The following is a 15,231-nucleotide window of genomic DNA, read 5'->3' as shown; positions in this document are numbered from 1 at the left end:
AGCCACTCGTTCCCTCCCGGAAGCCGCTCAAGCCGCTCACCGCACCCCCCTCTGCTTGGATACCGCAGATGACGACGAGTTCCCCCGCTCCCCGCGCAGAAGACCCCGCCCCCGACCGCCTGAGTGCGTTGCTGGAACACGCCGCCACGAGCGGGAGCGCCCAGGCCTGGAGCGACCTCTGGACGGAGCTCTACCACAACGGCTCTCTGGACGTCGCCCACCCGCTGGTGCTGCCCACGCTGGCCGACATGGCGCAAGGCGACGACGCGGGCGTGGCTGCCTCGGCCCTTCAGCTGGCCGGGGCGCTCCTCGTCCAGGCCGACCAGCGGTACGAGACACGGAATCTGCGGCACCGGTACGCGCCGGAGGTCGCACGCATGCGGGACGCCGCGAACCGGTGGCGGCAGGTAACCCGCGATCGCAACGACTACTGCTATCTGGTCGAGGCGCTCCTGAACCTGGAAGGCGACATCCACTGGGCGGAGGACTTGATCGGTGGCGTCGTCGGTGAGGAGTACGAGCTCGAGTGCCCCGATCCCGACGGGTGCGCGACGGTGTGGGTGGTCTTCGGAGAGCGGGGCCTGTTCAGTACGACCGAGGACTACGCCTGCGCCGAGCCCCTGGAGACCTTCCCCCTCCATCCGGCCGATCCCCGCACCCTGCAAGGTCTCGGCCGGCGCCTCTACGACCTCGCCTCGACCGACGGCCACAAGGAGGTCGCGCGTGCCCTGACGTACGCCTTCGGCGAGGCAACGTGCCCGGAGTGCGAGCAGCGCTTCTCCGTCGTCGCGCAGGTCAGCGCCGGGTAGCAGGCCTCCGGGGGCGTCGTGCGCTCACTCCGTCTCCCCGTGGACAAGGTCGAGCAGGTGGTGCATCACGGCCTCGGGGATCGCGGGGTTCTCGGCGGCGGAGGCGGCCGTGTCGATCTCCTTGAGGAGGGGGGACAGGACGCGTACGGGCACGCGCCGGTCGGCTGTCGCGCTCTTTCTGATCCACTCCTGGGGGTCGTCGAGCAGGCGGACGACGGATGCGGAGGAGAGGCGCTCGTCGCGGAGCGCACGCCAGCGGACTCCGTTGTCGGGGTCCCGGCTGAGCCGTTCCACCAGTTCCCCCGTCGAGTCCGGGTCGTAGAGGGCGAGCGTCCGCAGGGAGGGGTTGGTGTCCTCCGCGTACCGGAGGGTGTCCTGCCGGGGGAAGTTGGGGTGCTCGATCATGCGCGCGGAGGAGTAGCCGTTCCAGGTCGCCCACATCTCCAGCAGTACCTCGGCCGGGGCCTGGGCGCAGTTCTCGGCGAGGAACAGCCGTACGACGAAGTCCTCGTCCCGCGCGAGCTGTCCGGCCACGTCCGTCGGCAGGGTCTTCGCGCACGCGACGCTCCGGCGAACCAGCGGGTGCGCGGAGGTGGCGAGGCGGCGCATGGCGGCCTCGTCGTCGTGCAGATCCCGGACCCAGTCGAGCGCACGGCAGCGCGCCTTGGGATCGAACTCGACCGGTATGCGGGAGCGCTCCTCCTCGGTGAGATCGGGGCGGAGGGATATCTGCCACCGGACGGCGGGGTCCGCGTCTTCGGCGAGGAGCTTCACCAGGTCGGGGGCGAGACCCGGATTGCGTGCCAGTGCGCCGCGCAGTCCGCTGTCGGAGCCGTGGGCCAGCGCTTCGGCCAGGTTCCGGTCCAGGACGCACGTCTCCGCGGCCTGTTCCCGGTCCCCGTCGCTGGGCAGCTGATCGAAGTCGGCCTCCGACAAGGGCGTGGACTGGTGATGCCGGAAGACGGCTCTCCGACGTACCCCGAGGTCCGGGTCCGCCAGCAGGGCCTCGCGTGCCGTGGCGTCCAGGTGCGGCCAGGCAGGCGCGACCGCGGCCCGGCGCACTTCGGTGTCGGGGTCGGCGGCCAGCTTGGCCAGATGACGCGCCGGGAGGGCGGGCAGGCGGGAGAGCTCGGCGCGGACACGCGGACTCGGATCGGCGGCGAGCTGGTCGTTGGTGGCGTCCGTCAGCGTCACCCGGTAGTCCGCGAGAGTCGTCAGCACGAGCCACCTGTGGTGCGGGTCGGAGTCCAGGAAGAGCCGGGCGCGCTGCTCGGCGGTCAGCGACCAGCGCTCCGCCAGCAAGCCGCGGACACGCCACTCGGGATGGGCGATCCACGCTTCGACGACCTCGTCCGGGAGTTCCCGGTGAACCAGCGCATAGGGCACCCGCTCGTCGGGACCGGCGTCGAGCAGTCGCCGCAGTACGGAAGCGGGTGCGGCGGGGTTCTTGGCCAGCCCGTCGAGCCATTCCCGGCGCAGCCACGGCGAGGCGGTCGTCCACCGCGACACCGCTTCCCAGCCGGCCTCCCGCTCCTCGGCGCTTTCCGAGACCCGCGCCTTCGCCGACGCCTCCAGCCAGACGGGGAACCCGTCGACGGCGACGAGCCACACCGCGTCCCCCTCGACGGTGGTCCCGAGGACGCTCTCCTCGTCCACGGACATGGCGACGAACTCGGGCCGGCCCGGCTCGGAACCCAGCACCCCGGCGAGGTCCGCCCCCTCCGGCAACCGCACCCTCATCCAGCGGGAGTGTCCACAGCACGTGCAGTCCTGACCGGCGAGGCTGATCAGGAACTCGCCGTTCGCGTCGACCACCGCGTGCTCGGTCGCGAGCCGGTGCCATTGCCGGTTCACCTCCACCACCAGGTCGGGGTAATCGCTCGGGACGGCGGCCGTGGGCCGCCTGTTCCCCGTGATCACCGGCCGCCAGGCGGCCGACACCGGCCTCGCCTCGCGCACCCGTCCATGCCCGACGATCTCCAGCCCCGCGCGACGCAGCAGCGCGGTCAGCTCGTCATCCCCACCCGTCATGTGGATCATCATCGTCCATGCGGGGGCGGCGACGCCGGTGATTTCAGCGGCGCTCCCCATGAACGCCGTCGGGCCCCGCCCTGCCGTAGCAGAACGGGGCCCGAGGACCGAAAGCCGGGGTTCAGGACCCCACGAACGCCACCATCAGCAGCCACACCACCGGAGCCGTCGGCAGGAGGGAGTCCAGGCGGTCCATGATGCCCCCGTGGCCGGGGAGCAGGGTGCCCATGTCCTTGATGCCGAGGTCCCGCTTGATCATGGACTCGCCGAGGTCGCCCAGCGTGGCGCTCACGGCGACCGCGAGGCCGAGCACCAGGCCCTGCCACCAGGCGCCGCCGTCGATCAGGAACTGCATGCACAGCGCGCCCGCGACCATGGCGAACAGCACCGCGCCGACCAGGCCCTCGCGGGTCTTGCCGGGGCTGATGCGCGGGGCGAGCTTCTTCTTGCCGAAGCGCCAGCCGACCGCGTAGGCGCCGGTGTCGCTGACCACCGTCAGGAGCAGGAAGGTCAGCACCCGCCAGGCCCCGTCGTGGGCGGTGAGCAGCATCGCGACGAACGTGGCCAGGAACGGCACGTAGAACGCGGCGAAGACACCCGCCGTGACGTCCTTGAGGTAGTTCTCCGGCGGCTGCGTCATGCGCCAGACCAGGACCGCGAGCGCGGTGAGCGCCATGGCGACCCAGGCGCCCTCGGCACCGCGCGCGTACCCGGCGACGACCATGGCCGCGCCGCCCACCGCGAGCGGCACGAGCGGCGCGTTGATCTCCTTGCGCTCGCGGAGCCTGCTCGTCAGCTCCCAGAGCCCGACGACCACCGCGACCGCGACCACGCCGACGAAGACGGCCTTGACGACGAACAGGGACGCGATGATCACCGCGCCGAGCCCGACGCCGACCCCTATGGCCGCGCTCAGGTCACGGCCCGCGCTCTTCTTCTGCGGCGCGGGCGCCGGCTGCGGGGAGTCGGGCATGGGCTCCGGATTCTGCGAAAGGCTCGGATACGGGCTGCCGTGCTGCGGGGCGAACGCCCCGTCGTACGCCGGACCCGCCGGGGCAGCCCCCTGGGCGGGCCCACCGCCGGTGGGCCCCCAGTAGCCGGCCTGCCCCGCCTGCGGCGGCGCCCCCCAGGAAGAGTCGCTCATCAGACTTCGAGCAGCTCCGCTTCCTTGTGCTTGAGAAGCTCGTCCACCTGCGCGACGTACTTCGCGGTCAGGTCGTCGAGTTCCTTCTCCGCGCGGCGGCCCTCGTCCTCGCCGACCTCGCCGTCCTTGATCAGCTTGTCGATGGCGTCCTTGGCCTTGCGGCGCACGGAGCGGATCGAGACCTTGGAGTCCTCGGCCTTGTGCTTGGCGACCTTGATGTAGTCGCGGCGACGCTCCTCGGTCAGCTCGGGGAACACCACACGGATGATGTTGCCGTCGTTGCTGGGGTTGACGCCCAGGTCCGAGTCGCGGATGGCCTGCTCGATGTTGCGCAGCGCGGTCTTGTCGAACGGCGTCACAACGGCCATGCGCGGCTCCGGCACGGAGAACGAGGCCAGCTGGTTGATCGGCGTCGGGGCCCCGTAGTAGTCGGCCACGATCTTGTTGAACATCGCCGGGTGCGCACGCCCGGTGCGGATCGCGGCGAAGTCCTCCTTGGCGACCACGACGGCCTTCTCCATCTTCTCCTCGGCTTCGAGGAGGGTCTCTTCGATCACCACTTGCTCCTGCGTGTCTTGAGTGAGGCCCGGCTGCGGTTCCCCGATCGGGCGGCGGCCGGCTGCGTCGCGTCTGCTTCCTGCACGGTTCCCCACCGGCAGGACATTGTCCATCCCCCGGCCAGGGTGCGTCCGGTCCGGCACCCGGACAAGTCGCACCGCTGGGCGGGGAGTGCCGGTCAGTCCCGGCTGCCCTGGTCGCCCACGAGCGTGCCGATCTTCTCACCCTTGACGGCCCGCGCGATATTGCCCTCGGCGAGGAGCTCGAACACGAGGATCGGAAGGCGGTTGTCCCGGCACAGGGTGATGGCGGTGGCGTCGGCGACCTTGAGGTCGCGGGTGATGACCTCGCCGTAGCCGAGCGCGTCGAACTTGACGGCGTCGGGGTTGGTCTTGGGGTCGGAGTCGTAGACCCCGTCCACACCGTTCTTGCCCATGAGGAGCGCCTCGGCGTCGATCTCGAGGGCGCGCTGGGCGGCGGTGGTGTCGGTGGAGAAGTACGGCATACCCATGCCGGCGCCGAAGATGACCACGCGGCCCTTCTCCAGGTGGCGCACGGCGCGCAGCGGGATGTACGGCTCGGCGACCTGGCCCATGGTGATGGCGGTCTGCACGCGGCTGTCGATGCCCTCCTTCTCCAGGAAGTCCTGGAGGGCGAGGCAGTTCATGACGGTGCCGAGCATGCCCATGTAGTCCGAGCGGGCGCGGTCCATGCCGCGCTGCTGCAGCTCGGCGCCGCGGAAGAAGTTGCCGCCGCCGATGACGACCGCGATCTCGGCGCCGTCGCGCACGACGGAAGCGATCTCACGGGCGATCTTGTGCACCACGTCCGGGTCCACGCCGAGGCCCCCGCCGCCGGAGAAGGCCTCTCCGGACAGCTTCAGCAGAAACCGGCCGCTTACTTTGCCTTCGTCGCTCTTCTGGGCCTTGGTGGTCATGGGGAATCCCGTCTTTCACGTGGTGCACATACGAAGAAGGCCATTGCCGGTGGGGTCGCTTCTCGCTCCCTTGCGCGGCAATGGCCTCCTCGTCAGATCTGCTGCCGTCCGTCACACGCCCGGCCGGCGGTGTACGCGGACGACTGCTGTCGACCCTATCCGGGTCTCGCGTCGAGCGCGGTACGGACTCAGATGCCGACCTTGATGCGCGAGAAGCGCTTCAGGGTGACACCGGCCTCGTCCAGGACCTTCTGGACGGACTTCTTGTTGTCCAGGGCGTACGGCTGGCCGAGCAGCGTGGCGTCCTTGAAGAAGCCGTTCAGACGACCCTCGACGATCTTGGCGATCGCGGCCTCGGGCTTGCCCTCGGCGCGGGTGGTCTCCTCGGCGACGCGACGCTCGGTCTCGACGACCTCGGCCGGGATCTCGTCCTTGGAGAGGTACTTCGGCGCGAACGCGGCGATGTGCTGGGCGATGCCCTTGGCGACGTCGGCGTTCGGCTTGTCCAGCTCGACGAGGACACCGATCTGCGGGGGCAGGTCGGGCATCGTGCGGTGCATGTACGCGGTCACGAAGCCGTCGGTGAACTGCGCGAAGCGGTCCAGGACGATCTTCTCGCCGAGGTTGGCGTTGGCCTCGTCCACGAACGCCTGGACGGTCTTGCCGGGCTCGATCTCGGAGGCGAGCAGCGCCTCGAGGTCGGCCGGGTTGGTCTTGGCGATGTGCTCGGCGATGGTGTTGGCCACGGCCTGGAACTTCTCGCCCTTGGCGACGAAGTCCGTCTCGCACTTCAGCTCGACGATGACGCCGGCGGAGTTGTCGTCGGCGATGATGGAGACCACGGCGCCGTTCTCGGCGGAGCGGCCCTCGCGCTTGGCGACGCCCTTCTGGCCCTTGATGCGCAGCGCCTCGACGGCCTTCTCGACGTTGCCCTCGGCCTCGTCCAGAGCCTTCTTGCAGTCCATCATGCCGGCGCCGGTGAGCTCACGGAGCTTCTTGACGTCGGCGGCGGTGTAGTTCGCCATGAGTCTGTGAGTCTTTCTGGAGGTCTTGAAAGATCGGAGATCCGCACGGGCCCGCGATCGGCAGGGGCCGGATCGCGGGCGTCATGTCGGCCTACGGGTGAGCGGCGGGGGCGGGGTTCATGCCACCCCCACCGTCAGCACCGTGGGTGTCAGGCCTGCTCGCCCTCGGCCACCTCGGCGGCGGCCTCCTCGACGGCCTCGGAGACCTTGGCGTCGGGGGCGGGGGTCTCGGCGGCGGCCTCGACGGCCTCGTCCTTCTTCTCGCCCTCGAGCAGGTCGCGCTCCCACTCGGCCAGCGGCTCGGCCGCGGCCTTCTCGCCCTTGTCACCGGTGGCGACGCGCGAGCGGGAGATGAGGCCCTCGGCGACGGCGTCGGCGATCACGCGGGTGAGCAGGGTGACGGAGCGGATCGCGTCGTCGTTGCCCGGGATCTTGTAGTCGACCTCGTCGGGGTCGCAGTTGGTGTCGAGGATGGCGACGACCGGGATGTTGAGCTTCCGGGCCTCGCCGACCGCGATGTGCTCCTTCTTGGTGTCCACGATCCAGACGGCGCTGGGCACCTTCTGCATCTCGCGGATACCACCGAGGGTCTTCTCGAGCTTGGCCTTCTCGCGGGAGAGGACCAGCAGCTCCTTCTTGGTCAGACCGGAGGCGGCGACGTCCTCGAAGTCGATCTGCTCGAGCTCCTTGAGGCGCTGCAGACGCTTGTAGACGGTCGAGAAGTTGGTGAGCATGCCGCCCAGCCAGCGCTGGTTGACGTAGGGCATCCCGACGCGGGTGGCCTGCTCGGCGATGGCCTCCTGCGCCTGCTTCTTCGTGCCGACGAACATGACCGTGCCGCCGTGGGCGACGGTCTCCTTGACGAACTCGTAGGCGCGGTCGATGTACGACAGCGACTGGAGCAGGTCGATGATGTAGATGCCGTTGCGCTCGGTGAAGATGAAGCGCTTCATCTTCGGGTTCCAGCGACGGGTCTGGTGACCGAAGTGGACGCCGCTCTCCAGCAGCTCCCGCATCGTGACGACGGCCATGGCCATCTCCTTGAGATTCTCGGTTGTGCCGCGTCCGCCGGACGGCGGTCGCGCCTGACGCCCGCGTGCGCCCAGCCGCGAAGGACCGAGGGGCGCTGATACGAGTCGGGTGACCGGCCTCGTACCGGGGCGTGCGAAGTCGACCCGGTGACCCGGATCGCCGTAAGAAGTGTACGGGACGGGCAGGGCACCGGGTGACGCCCCTGTCCACAACCGGGCGGCCGTCCACGGTTCGCGCCATGATCGGCCGGGGCGCGGGAGGGTTCTCCCATGCGACGAGCACCGCGATACGTGATGTTGTGGGTGGTTTTGACCCTGGGTTCGGTCCTGGCCGCGCTCAGCCCGGCGGCCTGGGCGGACGCCCCGGAACCGGTTCCCCGGCCGCCGTCGGACGCGGGTGCGCCGGTCCCGAAGGCCGCCCGGACGTGGCCGGTGGGCACCCGCCCCGCCGTGCTGCGCGGCTGGGAGCCACCCGCTTCCGTCTACGGCCCGGGCCACCGGGGTGTCGACCTGGACGCGAAGGCGGGCGCACCGGTGCGGGCGGTGGCGCCCGGCCGGGTGTCGTACGCGGGCCGGGTGGCCGGGAGGGGCGTCGTCGCGGTGGAGCTTGCGGGTACGGACCTGCGGACGACGTACGAGCCGGTCGCGCCGTCGGTGAAGAAGGGCGCGGAGGTGGGGGCGGGGGACGTGGTGGGGACGGTCGAACCGGCGGCCGGGGCGCACTGCGCGCGGACATGCGTGCACTGGGGCCTGCTGCGCGGGAAGACCTACCTCGATCCGCTGGAGCTGCTGCCGCCCTGGCTGCTGGACCGGGGTCCGTCGAGACTGCTGCCGGTACTGGGGGTGCCGGTGCCCCCGTGACGGGGCCGGGCCTCAGCCCCGTACGCCGCGCAGCGCCATCGTCACCGCGGCGTCCGTGATCGCCTCCGGGTCCTCGGCCGCGCCCAGTTCGATACGGCGGACGGCCGCGTCCACGACGCCCTGGAGCAGCATCGCGGCGAGGCGGGGCTGGGCGTGGCCCAGGTCGGCGAGCGCCTCGACGATCATCGCGACGAGGCCGCCGTGCGCGGCGCGGATCTTCTCCCGTGCCCCCGCGTCGAGTTCGCTCGCGGAGATCGCCACCACGGCTCTGTGCCGCCGGTCCCCGACCAGCGCGAGCTGCCGGCGGACATACGCCTCGACCTTGCCCTCGGCGGACGGCTCGTCGGCCATCGCGGCCTCGACCTCGGCCGCCCAGACGGGGAAGTCGACCTCGCACAGCTCCTCGACCACGGCGGCCCGCGACCGGAAGTATTCGTACACCGACGAGCGCGCGAGTCCCGTGCGCTCGGCCAGGGCGGGGAAGGTCAGCGCCTCCGTGCCGCCCTCGGACAGCAGCGTCCGAGCCGCGTCCAGCAGGGCAGCTCGCTGCATCGACCGGTGCTCGGCCACGGAGGCCGCTCGAATCCTTGGCACCCCACCACTTTACGGACCCGCCGCCGCGGTGGGGAGATCGTCAGCGTCCGAAGCTCGCCAGCTTGGCCCTCAGCTGGAGCACCGACTTGGTGTGGATCTGGCTGACCCGGCTCTCGGTGACACCGAGGACGTTGCCGATCTCGGCGAGGGTGAGCCCCTCGTAGTAGTACAGCGTGACCACGGTCTTCTCCCGGTCGGGCAGCGTGTTGATCGCCCGCGCCAGGAACCGGCGCAGCTCGCGGTCCTCGGCCACCTCCACCGGGTTGTCGGCGGCGGTGTCCTCCAGGGTGTCCATGAGGCTGAGCCGGTCGCCGCCCTCGCCGCCGACGTGCAGCAACTCCTCCAGGGCGACCACGTTGGCCAGGGAGAGCTGGCTGAAGACGGCGTGCAGCTCCTCGACCTCCACGCCCAGTTCGGCGGCGACCTCCCCCTCGCTCGGTGTCCGCCGCAGCCGCGCCTCCAGGGTGGCGTAGGCGCGCTCGACGTTGCGCGCCTTCTGCCGGACCGAGCGGGGAATCCAGTCCAGCGCCCGCAGTTCGTCGATCATCGCGCCCCGGATGCGGGTGATCGCGTAGGTCTCGAACTTGATCTCGCGGTCGATGTCGAACTTCTCGATCGCGTCGATCAGCCCGAACACCCCGGAGGAGACGAAGTCCGCCTGCTCGACGTTGGGCGGCAGTCCGACGCTCACCCGGCCGGCCACGTACTTGACCAGCGGCGAGTAGTGCAGGATCAGCTGTTCCCGCAGCCGGTCGTCCCCCGTCGCCTTGTACGACCGCCACAGCTCGTCGAGTGTCGAGGGAGCGGGCGGCCGCGCGCTGCCACCGTCGCGGGCGGCTGGGGGGATCGCCGCCCGGTCGGACCCGGAGGTGTGCTGGGGCATTCGTCGCCTAGTGCCGTTCTGCCGTGAAGTGCCGTGCGGTGCGAAGGAGGTGCGGGCTGTGCGGGGGCGGGTGGGGTGCGGGTCGTGCGGAGACGGGCGGGGTGGGTCACCCGGGTTGGATGCCGGACCGGTGCGGGGTCGCGCGATCGTCGCCCGAACCCTCGTGAGCGTAGCGTGACTGAGCTGTCGCGGTGTGCGAACAGCGAGGCACCACCCGTGCGCGAACCCCCTCCATCGGCCGCCTCCCCGCATCCCGGGCCCCGCTCTCCGCGAGCCGTCCGGACGCCAACTCCGGGAAAACCCAAGGGTGTAGGGCCCATTCCCCCGGACGGCCGAACCCGCCGGTCAGCCCGGGGCGGGCCCGGCCCGGACCGCGATCACCGCCTGGCGTGTCAACTTCCAGCCGTCGTCGTGTCGTTCGACATAGCCAAGCGCTCGAAGTTCGTACAGTCTCGCGACCGCCTCCTCCCGTGTGGTCCGCGCGCCGCGCGCGATCTCCCCGGCCGCCGCCGTGCGGTCGCCGGGCAGCGCGGCGAGCACGTCGCGGGCCGCCGGCTCCAGCAGGTCGCGCGGGAGCACCGGGCCGCGCCGGGGCGGGGCCAGCTCACCGATGGCGCCGACGAGTTCGGCCACCTCGGCCGCGTCGGTGACCAGGAACGCCTCGCCGCGCAGCAACTCGTGCACCCCGGCCGACAGAGCACTGGTGACCGGTCCGGGCACCCCCATCGTCGATCTCCCCAGCCGCTGAGCGGCTCGCGCCGTGACCAGCGAACCGCTGCGGCAGGCGGCCTCCACGACGACGGTTCCCCTGGTGAGCGCGGCGATCACCCGGTTGCGCACGATGAACCGGCTCGGCGTCGGATGGTCGCCCGGCGGCAACTCCCCCACCAGCAGCCCCTGTTCCGCGATCCGGTCGAGCAACGCGGTGTGGCCGCGCGGATAGGGCCGGTCCACTCCGCAGGCCAGGACGGCGACCGTGGCCCCGTCGGCCGCGAGGGCGCCCCGGTGGGCGGCGCCGTCGATGCCGTAGGCCCCGCCGGAGACCACCACCCAGCCGCGCTCGGCGAGCCCGGCGGCGAGGGCGGTGGCCGTGTGGGCGCCGTACTCGGTGCAGGCCCGCGCGCCCACGACCGCGACGGATCTCAGCGCCCACATCCGCAGGCCCGGACGGCCGCGCACCCACAGCCCCACGGGCCGGGCGTCCCCGAGGTCGTCCAGCTGGGCGGGCCACTCGGTGTCCCCGGGACACACGAACCGCGCCCCGGCCTCGCCCGCGACGTCGAGGTCCCGCTCGGGCTCCGCCCCCTCGACGCGTGCGAGCAGCCCCTGCCAGCGCTTCGGGCCGACCCCGGGCAACGGCCTCCCGCCGTGCCGGAGCCGCCCGGCCACTTCCGGCGCCCCGAACTGCCGCAGCCACCGCCCGGCCGTCTCGTCACCGGGCTCGATCACTCGGGTGAGGAAGACCCGCGCGATGCGATCCTCGCCGGGCGGTGCCTTCCCGGAGGGGCGGACGTCGGCGTCCTCGTCCGGAATCTCCCAGAGACCGTCCCCTCCCCCGCTCACACCGACGCCCCGATCGCCATCGGCACGCCCCGGGGCACGCCCGTGCGCAGCTGGAGCGCGAGGCGGACGTCGTCCGCTCCGGGGCGGTCGTGGCCCGCCAGGTCGGCGATGGTCCAGGCGACCCGGAGCACCCGGTCGATCCCGCGCGCGGTGAGGACGCCGCGCTCCAGGCCGCGTTCGGCCTCGTCCATCGCGCCGTGCTCGGCGTGGAAGCGGGTGCGCAGCTCGCGGCCGGGGACCTCGCTGTTGGTGTGCCAGGGGGTCCCGGTGAGCCGGGCCGCCGCGCGCTGCCGGGCCGCGCCCACCCGTTCGGACACGGTCGCGGTGGACTCGCCCCGGGCGCCGGAACCGGTGAGCTGGGCGCGGGTCACCGGGTCGACCTCGACGCGCAGGTCCACGCGGTCCAGAAGCGGGCCGGACAGCCGGGACTGGTAGCGCCGGATCGCGGACGGCGGGCAGTCGCACAGTGAGTCGCGCTGGGAGAAGCGCCCGCAGGGGCAGGGGTTGGCCGCGAGGACCATCAGGAACCGGGCCGGGAACCGGACCACGCCGGCGCTGCGCGCGATCACCACGTGCCCGGACTCCAGGGGCTGCCGCAGGGCGTCCAGGGTCTGGGTGTGGAACTCGGGGGCCTCGTCCAGAAAGAGAATTCCCCGATGAGCCAGGGACACCGCGCCGGGCCGGGCGATGCCGGGGCCGCCGCCGACCAGGGACTGCATCGTCGCCGAGTGGTGCGGGGCGCAGTACGGCGGCACGTCGACCAGCGGCTTGCCCGGGGGCAGCAGCCCGGCCACCGAGTGCACGGCGGTGACCTCCAGGGACTCCTCGCGGCTGAGCCGGGGCAGTACGGCGGGCAGCCGCTCGGCCAGCATGGTCTTGCCCGCGCCCGGCGGGCCCTCGAGGAAGAGGTGGTGTCCTCCGGCGGCGGCCACCTCCAGGGCGGTACGGGCCGAGGTCTGGCCCACCACGTCGGCCAGGTCATGACCCTGGTCCTGCAGGGCGGCTCCGGCGCTGTGCATGGCGGCGGAGGCACCGGTACCGGGCATCCGCAGTCCGGCCAGCAGGGGGTCGGGGCGGCCCTCGGTGTCCGGTTCCTCGTCGGGCACGGGTTCGTCGGCCAGGACCGCGATCAGCTGCCGCAGGGTGCGCACCCCGAGCACGGACACCCCGGGGACCAGCGCGGCCTCGGCGGCGGCGCACTCGGGCACCACGACCTGCTGGTACCCGGCGTCGGCGGCGGCCAGTACGGCGGGCAGGATGCCCCGCACCGGCCGGACCCGTCCGTCGAGGCCGAGTTCGCCGATCATCACGATGTCGGCCAGGACCCGGGGATCGATCCGCTCGGCGGCGCCGAGGATCGCGCAGGCCACGGCGACGTCGAAGCCGGAGCCGCCCTTGGGCACCGAGGCCGGGCTGAGGCCGACGGTGAGCTTCTTCTGCGGCCACTCGCCGCCGGAGTTCACCACCGCCGCGCGGACCCGGTCCCGGCTCTCCGACAGGCTCTTGTCCGGCAGTCCGACCAGGGCGAAGGCCGCGACACCGGGCTCCAGGTCGGCCTGGACCTCCACGACCACGCCCTCGACGCCGACCAGGGCCACCGAGCACGTACGGGCGAAACCCATCTCAGGCCACCCCCCGCGCGTGCTCCACGGCGGCCGCGCCCCGGCGGGGCAGCAGGACGCCGACCAGGTCGACGCGGACACCGCCCGGCGGGGCGCCTCCGTGCGAATGGACCCAGCGTTCGGCCAGGCCAAGGAGCCGCCGTGCCTTGCGTGGGGTCACGGCGGCCATCGGATGTTCGAAGCCGCCGCCCCTGCGGGTCTTCACCTCGCAGACGACCAGCGTGTCCCCGTCCCGGGCCACGATGTCGATCTCGCCCGCGCGTCCGCAACGCCAGTTGCGCTCCAGGATGCTCATCCCGGCCTCGGTCAGCCGCCGCGCGGCCAGATCCTCGCCGTACCTGCCGAGTCCACTGCGTGCCTTGCTCATGTCGGCACCACCTCCGGGACCCACCGTCACGCGGATCCCGAGGTGATGTGGATCTTGGTGGACCGCTCGGCGGCTGTGGAGAACTCCGCCACTCGTGTGGGGGACGGCCCGGGACTGTCGGAGGGTTCCGAGCCGTCAGGCCCCGGACACCCCCACCCGTCAGCCGCTCGGCAGCTCCAGATCGCTCTTGTTCAGCTCCTCGATGTTCACGTCCTTGAAGGTGAGGACGCGGACCTGCTTGACGAACCGGGCCGGGCGGTACATGTCCCAGACCCAGGCGTCCGCCATGGTCACCTCGAAGAACACCTCACCCTGGACCGAGTGCACCTGCATCTCGTAGTCGTTGGTGAGATAGAAGCGCCGTTCCGTCTCGATCACGTATTTGAACAGACCGACGACGTCTCGGTACTCCCGGTAGAGCTTCAGCTCCATCTCGGTCTCGTACTTCTCGAGGTCCTCGGCGCTCATGGCATCCCCTTCAGCCGTGCGATCCCCCCATTGTGCGCCAGTCCCGCGGGCCCTCAGACGATTTCGGTGTCCAGGGTCACGGGTCCGGCCGGAGGACCTTCGTCGAGCAGCGTGCGCAGCAGCTCGGCGAGTCTGGTCGGATACACCGTCTCATGGGCCTCGGCCAGTTCCCCGCACGTCCACCAGCGTGCTCCGCTGACACTGCGCCGCTCCAGCTCCGTCAGGCCGCCCGGCACACTCTCGGCCGCCTTGTCCGTACGGGCCAGGAAGTACCACTCGTCCTGGTCCCAGCGGCGCCCCGCGAACGGGAACGAGCACCGCCGCCGCCACAGCACGGGCCCGAGCTCGACATCGGTGATCCCGGTCTCCTCGGCCAGTTCCCGCAGCGCGGCCTGCTCACGCGTCTCGGCGCCCTCCAGCCCGCCACCGGGGGTGAACCACCAGTCGTCGGCCGGATCGTCCGGCTCGTGCCCGTGCAGCAGCAGGATGCGGTCCTCGGGGTCGAGCAGCACGACCCGCGCCACCCGCCGCAGCCCACTGGCGGAGCCGTCGTCGCCACCCACACAGTCCTCAGGCGGCACCGACGGCCTCCGCCCCGGTCCGGGTGCGCGAGCGGCCCAGCCGGGCCGCGATCGGCCCGTACGCGCCCCCCGCCAGCACCAGCACCGCGCCTCCGGCGATCATCAGCTCGATCAGTCGCAGCGGTCCCGGCCGCGACAGCTCTCCCAGCGCCTCGAAACCGGTCGGCCGCGCGATCATGCCCTTCATCGGCCAGATCACGGAGTCCACCCGGGCCGAGACCGCGGAGCGGGCCACCGTGCCGCCGGCCGCGTCGGTCAGATGGGCGGTGGAGTCCAGCGAGCCCTGCCGCTCGTCGCCGAGGAGGAAGAGGCGGCCCTCGGGCACGACGACGGTCGGAAAGCCCTGGATCTCGGCCTGGGCGCCCTTGGGCAGATACGGCTCCTCGATCCGCTTGCCGTTCACCGTGAGCTTGCCGTCGGTGCAGCAGGCGACCTTGTCACCGCCGACCGCGACCACGCGCTTGACCACGTCGGCGTTGGTGACCCAGCTCTTGTCGCGGAAGACGACCACGTCACCGCGCCGGACGTCGGCGCCGTCGACTCTCTGGGCCAGCACCCGGTCGCCCGCGTCGATGGTCGGGGTCATCGAGGCGGTGGGCACGGCGTACGGCCGGTACACCAGCGCCGCCCAGCCGAACCCGGCCAGAAAGAGCACCAGGCCGAGGGCCACGGCGATGCCCGAGAGCACCCCGCCGACGCCGCCGCCCGAGCCGTCGCCGCCGCGTGCGGCACTTCCCATGAGTCGTCTCCCGGTTCC

At 71.9% G+C, this 15,231-nt stretch carries 16 protein-coding genes; 2 read left to right on the top strand and 14 right to left on the bottom strand.

Annotated features, from left to right (window positions below; all coding sequences use genetic code 11):
• Positions 1 to 68: 68 nt before the first annotated feature.
• Positions 69 to 809 carry a hypothetical protein gene (locus tag AB0E91_RS26235; RefSeq protein ID WP_361786932.1) on the top strand — a complete coding sequence of 247 codons (741 nt, stop codon included), beginning with the start codon at positions 69 to 71 and terminating at the stop codon, positions 807 to 809.
• A 24-nt stretch (positions 810 to 833) separates the two neighbouring features.
• Here AB0E91_RS26235 and AB0E91_RS26230 read toward each other — a convergent pair whose 3' ends face one another.
• The 6 genes from AB0E91_RS26230 to rpsB all read right to left on the bottom strand — a co-directional run bounded on the left by AB0E91_RS26230 (position 834) and on the right by rpsB (position 7,535).
• The gene (locus AB0E91_RS26230) at positions 834 to 2,840 is read right to left on the bottom strand and encodes a PE-PGRS family protein (protein ID WP_361786616.1); all 2,007 of its coding nucleotides are present in this window, start codon (positions 2,838 to 2,840) and stop codon (positions 834 to 836) included.
• A gap of 121 nt (positions 2,841 to 2,961) precedes the next feature.
• Positions 2,962 to 3,984, bottom strand: coding sequence for a phosphatidate cytidylyltransferase (locus tag AB0E91_RS26225; protein WP_361786613.1), 1,023 nt, complete (start codon positions 3,982 to 3,984; stop codon positions 2,962 to 2,964).
• Entirely contained in the window at positions 3,984 to 4,541 is a 558-nt protein-coding gene (gene frr / locus AB0E91_RS26220) for a ribosome recycling factor (RefSeq protein WP_361786610.1), read from the bottom strand. Before frr ends, AB0E91_RS26225 begins: the two co-directional genes overlap by 1 nt.
• A 179-nt stretch (positions 4,542 to 4,720) precedes the next feature.
• Positions 4,721 to 5,479 carry a UMP kinase gene (pyrH, locus tag AB0E91_RS26215; RefSeq protein ID WP_361786607.1) on the bottom strand — a complete coding sequence of 253 codons (759 nt, stop codon included), beginning with the start codon at positions 5,477 to 5,479 and terminating at the stop codon, positions 4,721 to 4,723.
• A gap of 188 nt (positions 5,480 to 5,667) precedes the next feature.
• Positions 5,668 to 6,504: a translation elongation factor Ts gene (gene tsf / locus AB0E91_RS26210; RefSeq protein ID WP_161180523.1), complete on the bottom strand. Its 837-nt coding sequence runs from the start codon at positions 6,502 to 6,504 to the stop codon at positions 5,668 to 5,670.
• A 149-nt stretch (positions 6,505 to 6,653) separates the two neighbouring features.
• Positions 6,654 to 7,535: a 30S ribosomal protein S2 gene (rpsB, locus tag AB0E91_RS26205; protein WP_161180522.1), complete on the bottom strand. Its 882-nt coding sequence runs from the start codon at positions 7,533 to 7,535 to the stop codon at positions 6,654 to 6,656.
• 294 nt (positions 7,536 to 7,829) lie between these two features.
• Here rpsB and AB0E91_RS26200 point away from each other — a divergent pair, with 294 nt between their 5' ends.
• Entirely contained in the window at positions 7,830 to 8,396 is a 567-nt protein-coding gene (locus AB0E91_RS26200; RefSeq protein ID WP_361786917.1) for a M23 family metallopeptidase, read from the top strand.
• A gap of 12 nt (positions 8,397 to 8,408) precedes the next feature.
• Here AB0E91_RS26200 and AB0E91_RS26195 read toward each other — a convergent pair whose 3' ends face one another.
• From AB0E91_RS26195 to lepB, 8 genes are all read right to left on the bottom strand, one after another.
• Positions 8,409 to 8,966 carry a helix-turn-helix domain-containing protein gene (locus AB0E91_RS26195; protein WP_361106416.1) on the bottom strand — a complete coding sequence of 186 codons (558 nt, stop codon included), beginning with the start codon at positions 8,964 to 8,966 and terminating at the stop codon, positions 8,409 to 8,411.
• Positions 8,967 to 9,030: 64 nt separating this feature from the next.
• Positions 9,031 to 9,873: an RNA polymerase sigma factor WhiG gene (gene whiG / locus AB0E91_RS26190; RefSeq protein WP_018544770.1), complete on the bottom strand. Its 843-nt coding sequence runs from the start codon at positions 9,871 to 9,873 to the stop codon at positions 9,031 to 9,033.
• A 345-nt stretch (positions 9,874 to 10,218) separates the two neighbouring features.
• Entirely contained in the window at positions 10,219 to 11,406 is a 1,188-nt protein-coding gene (gene dprA / locus AB0E91_RS26185) for a DNA-processing protein DprA (RefSeq protein ID WP_361786914.1), read from the bottom strand.
• A 26-nt stretch (positions 11,407 to 11,432) separates the two neighbouring features.
• Positions 11,433 to 13,058, bottom strand: coding sequence for a YifB family Mg chelatase-like AAA ATPase (locus AB0E91_RS26180; RefSeq protein ID WP_361786602.1), 1,626 nt, complete (start codon positions 13,056 to 13,058; stop codon positions 11,433 to 11,435).
• Between the two features lies 1 nt (position 13,059).
• Positions 13,060 to 13,455, bottom strand: coding sequence for a YraN family protein (locus AB0E91_RS26175; protein ID WP_361786599.1), 396 nt, complete (start codon positions 13,453 to 13,455; stop codon positions 13,060 to 13,062).
• Positions 13,456 to 13,584: 129 nt separating this feature from the next.
• On the bottom strand, positions 13,585 to 13,893 hold the full coding sequence (locus AB0E91_RS26170; protein WP_018544766.1) for a DUF2469 domain-containing protein: 309 nt from the start codon (positions 13,891 to 13,893) through the stop codon (positions 13,585 to 13,587).
• 53 nt (positions 13,894 to 13,946) lie between these two features.
• The gene (locus AB0E91_RS26165) at positions 13,947 to 14,474 is read right to left on the bottom strand and encodes an NUDIX hydrolase (protein ID WP_361786596.1); all 528 of its coding nucleotides are present in this window, start codon (positions 14,472 to 14,474) and stop codon (positions 13,947 to 13,949) included.
• Entirely contained in the window at positions 14,464 to 15,213 is a 750-nt protein-coding gene (lepB, locus tag AB0E91_RS26160; RefSeq protein ID WP_361786593.1) for a signal peptidase I, read from the bottom strand. Before lepB ends, AB0E91_RS26165 begins: the two co-directional genes overlap by 11 nt.
• Between the last annotated feature and the right edge of the window lie 18 nt (positions 15,214 to 15,231).

It is taken from the genome of Streptomyces sp. NPDC026659 (genome assembly GCF_040638245.1).
Classification (GTDB): Bacteria; Actinomycetota; Actinomycetes; order Streptomycetales; family Streptomycetaceae; genus Streptomyces.
This window is presented reverse-complemented; position numbering and strand designations above follow the sequence as displayed.

Coding starts and splice junctions, on each gene's coding strand:
- AB0E91_RS26235 (WP_361786932.1), top strand. CDS start 69: ATGACGACGAGTTCCCCCGCTCCCCGCGCAGAAGACCCCGCCCCCGAC.
- AB0E91_RS26230 (WP_361786616.1), bottom strand. CDS start 2,840: ATGACGGGTGGGGATGACGAGCTGACCGCGCTGCTGCGTCGCGCGGGG.
- AB0E91_RS26225 (WP_361786613.1), bottom strand. CDS start 3,984: ATGAGCGACTCTTCCTGGGGGGCGCCGCCGCAGGCGGGGCAGGCCGGC.
- pyrH (WP_361786607.1), bottom strand. CDS start 5,479: ATGACCACCAAGGCCCAGAAGAGCGACGAAGGCAAAGTAAGCGGCCGG.
- tsf (WP_161180523.1), bottom strand. CDS start 6,504: ATGGCGAACTACACCGCCGCCGACGTCAAGAAGCTCCGTGAGCTCACC.
- rpsB (WP_161180522.1), bottom strand. CDS start 7,535: ATGGCCGTCGTCACGATGCGGGAGCTGCTGGAGAGCGGCGTCCACTTC.
- AB0E91_RS26200 (WP_361786917.1), top strand. CDS start 7,830: ATGTTGTGGGTGGTTTTGACCCTGGGTTCGGTCCTGGCCGCGCTCAGC.
- whiG (WP_018544770.1), bottom strand. CDS start 9,873: ATGCCCCAGCACACCTCCGGGTCCGACCGGGCGGCGATCCCCCCAGCC.
- AB0E91_RS26180 (WP_361786602.1), bottom strand. CDS start 13,058: ATGGGTTTCGCCCGTACGTGCTCGGTGGCCCTGGTCGGCGTCGAGGGC.
- AB0E91_RS26170 (WP_018544766.1), bottom strand. CDS start 13,893: ATGAGCGCCGAGGACCTCGAGAAGTACGAGACCGAGATGGAGCTGAAG.
- lepB (WP_361786593.1), bottom strand. CDS start 15,213: ATGGGAAGTGCCGCACGCGGCGGCGACGGCTCGGGCGGCGGCGTCGGC.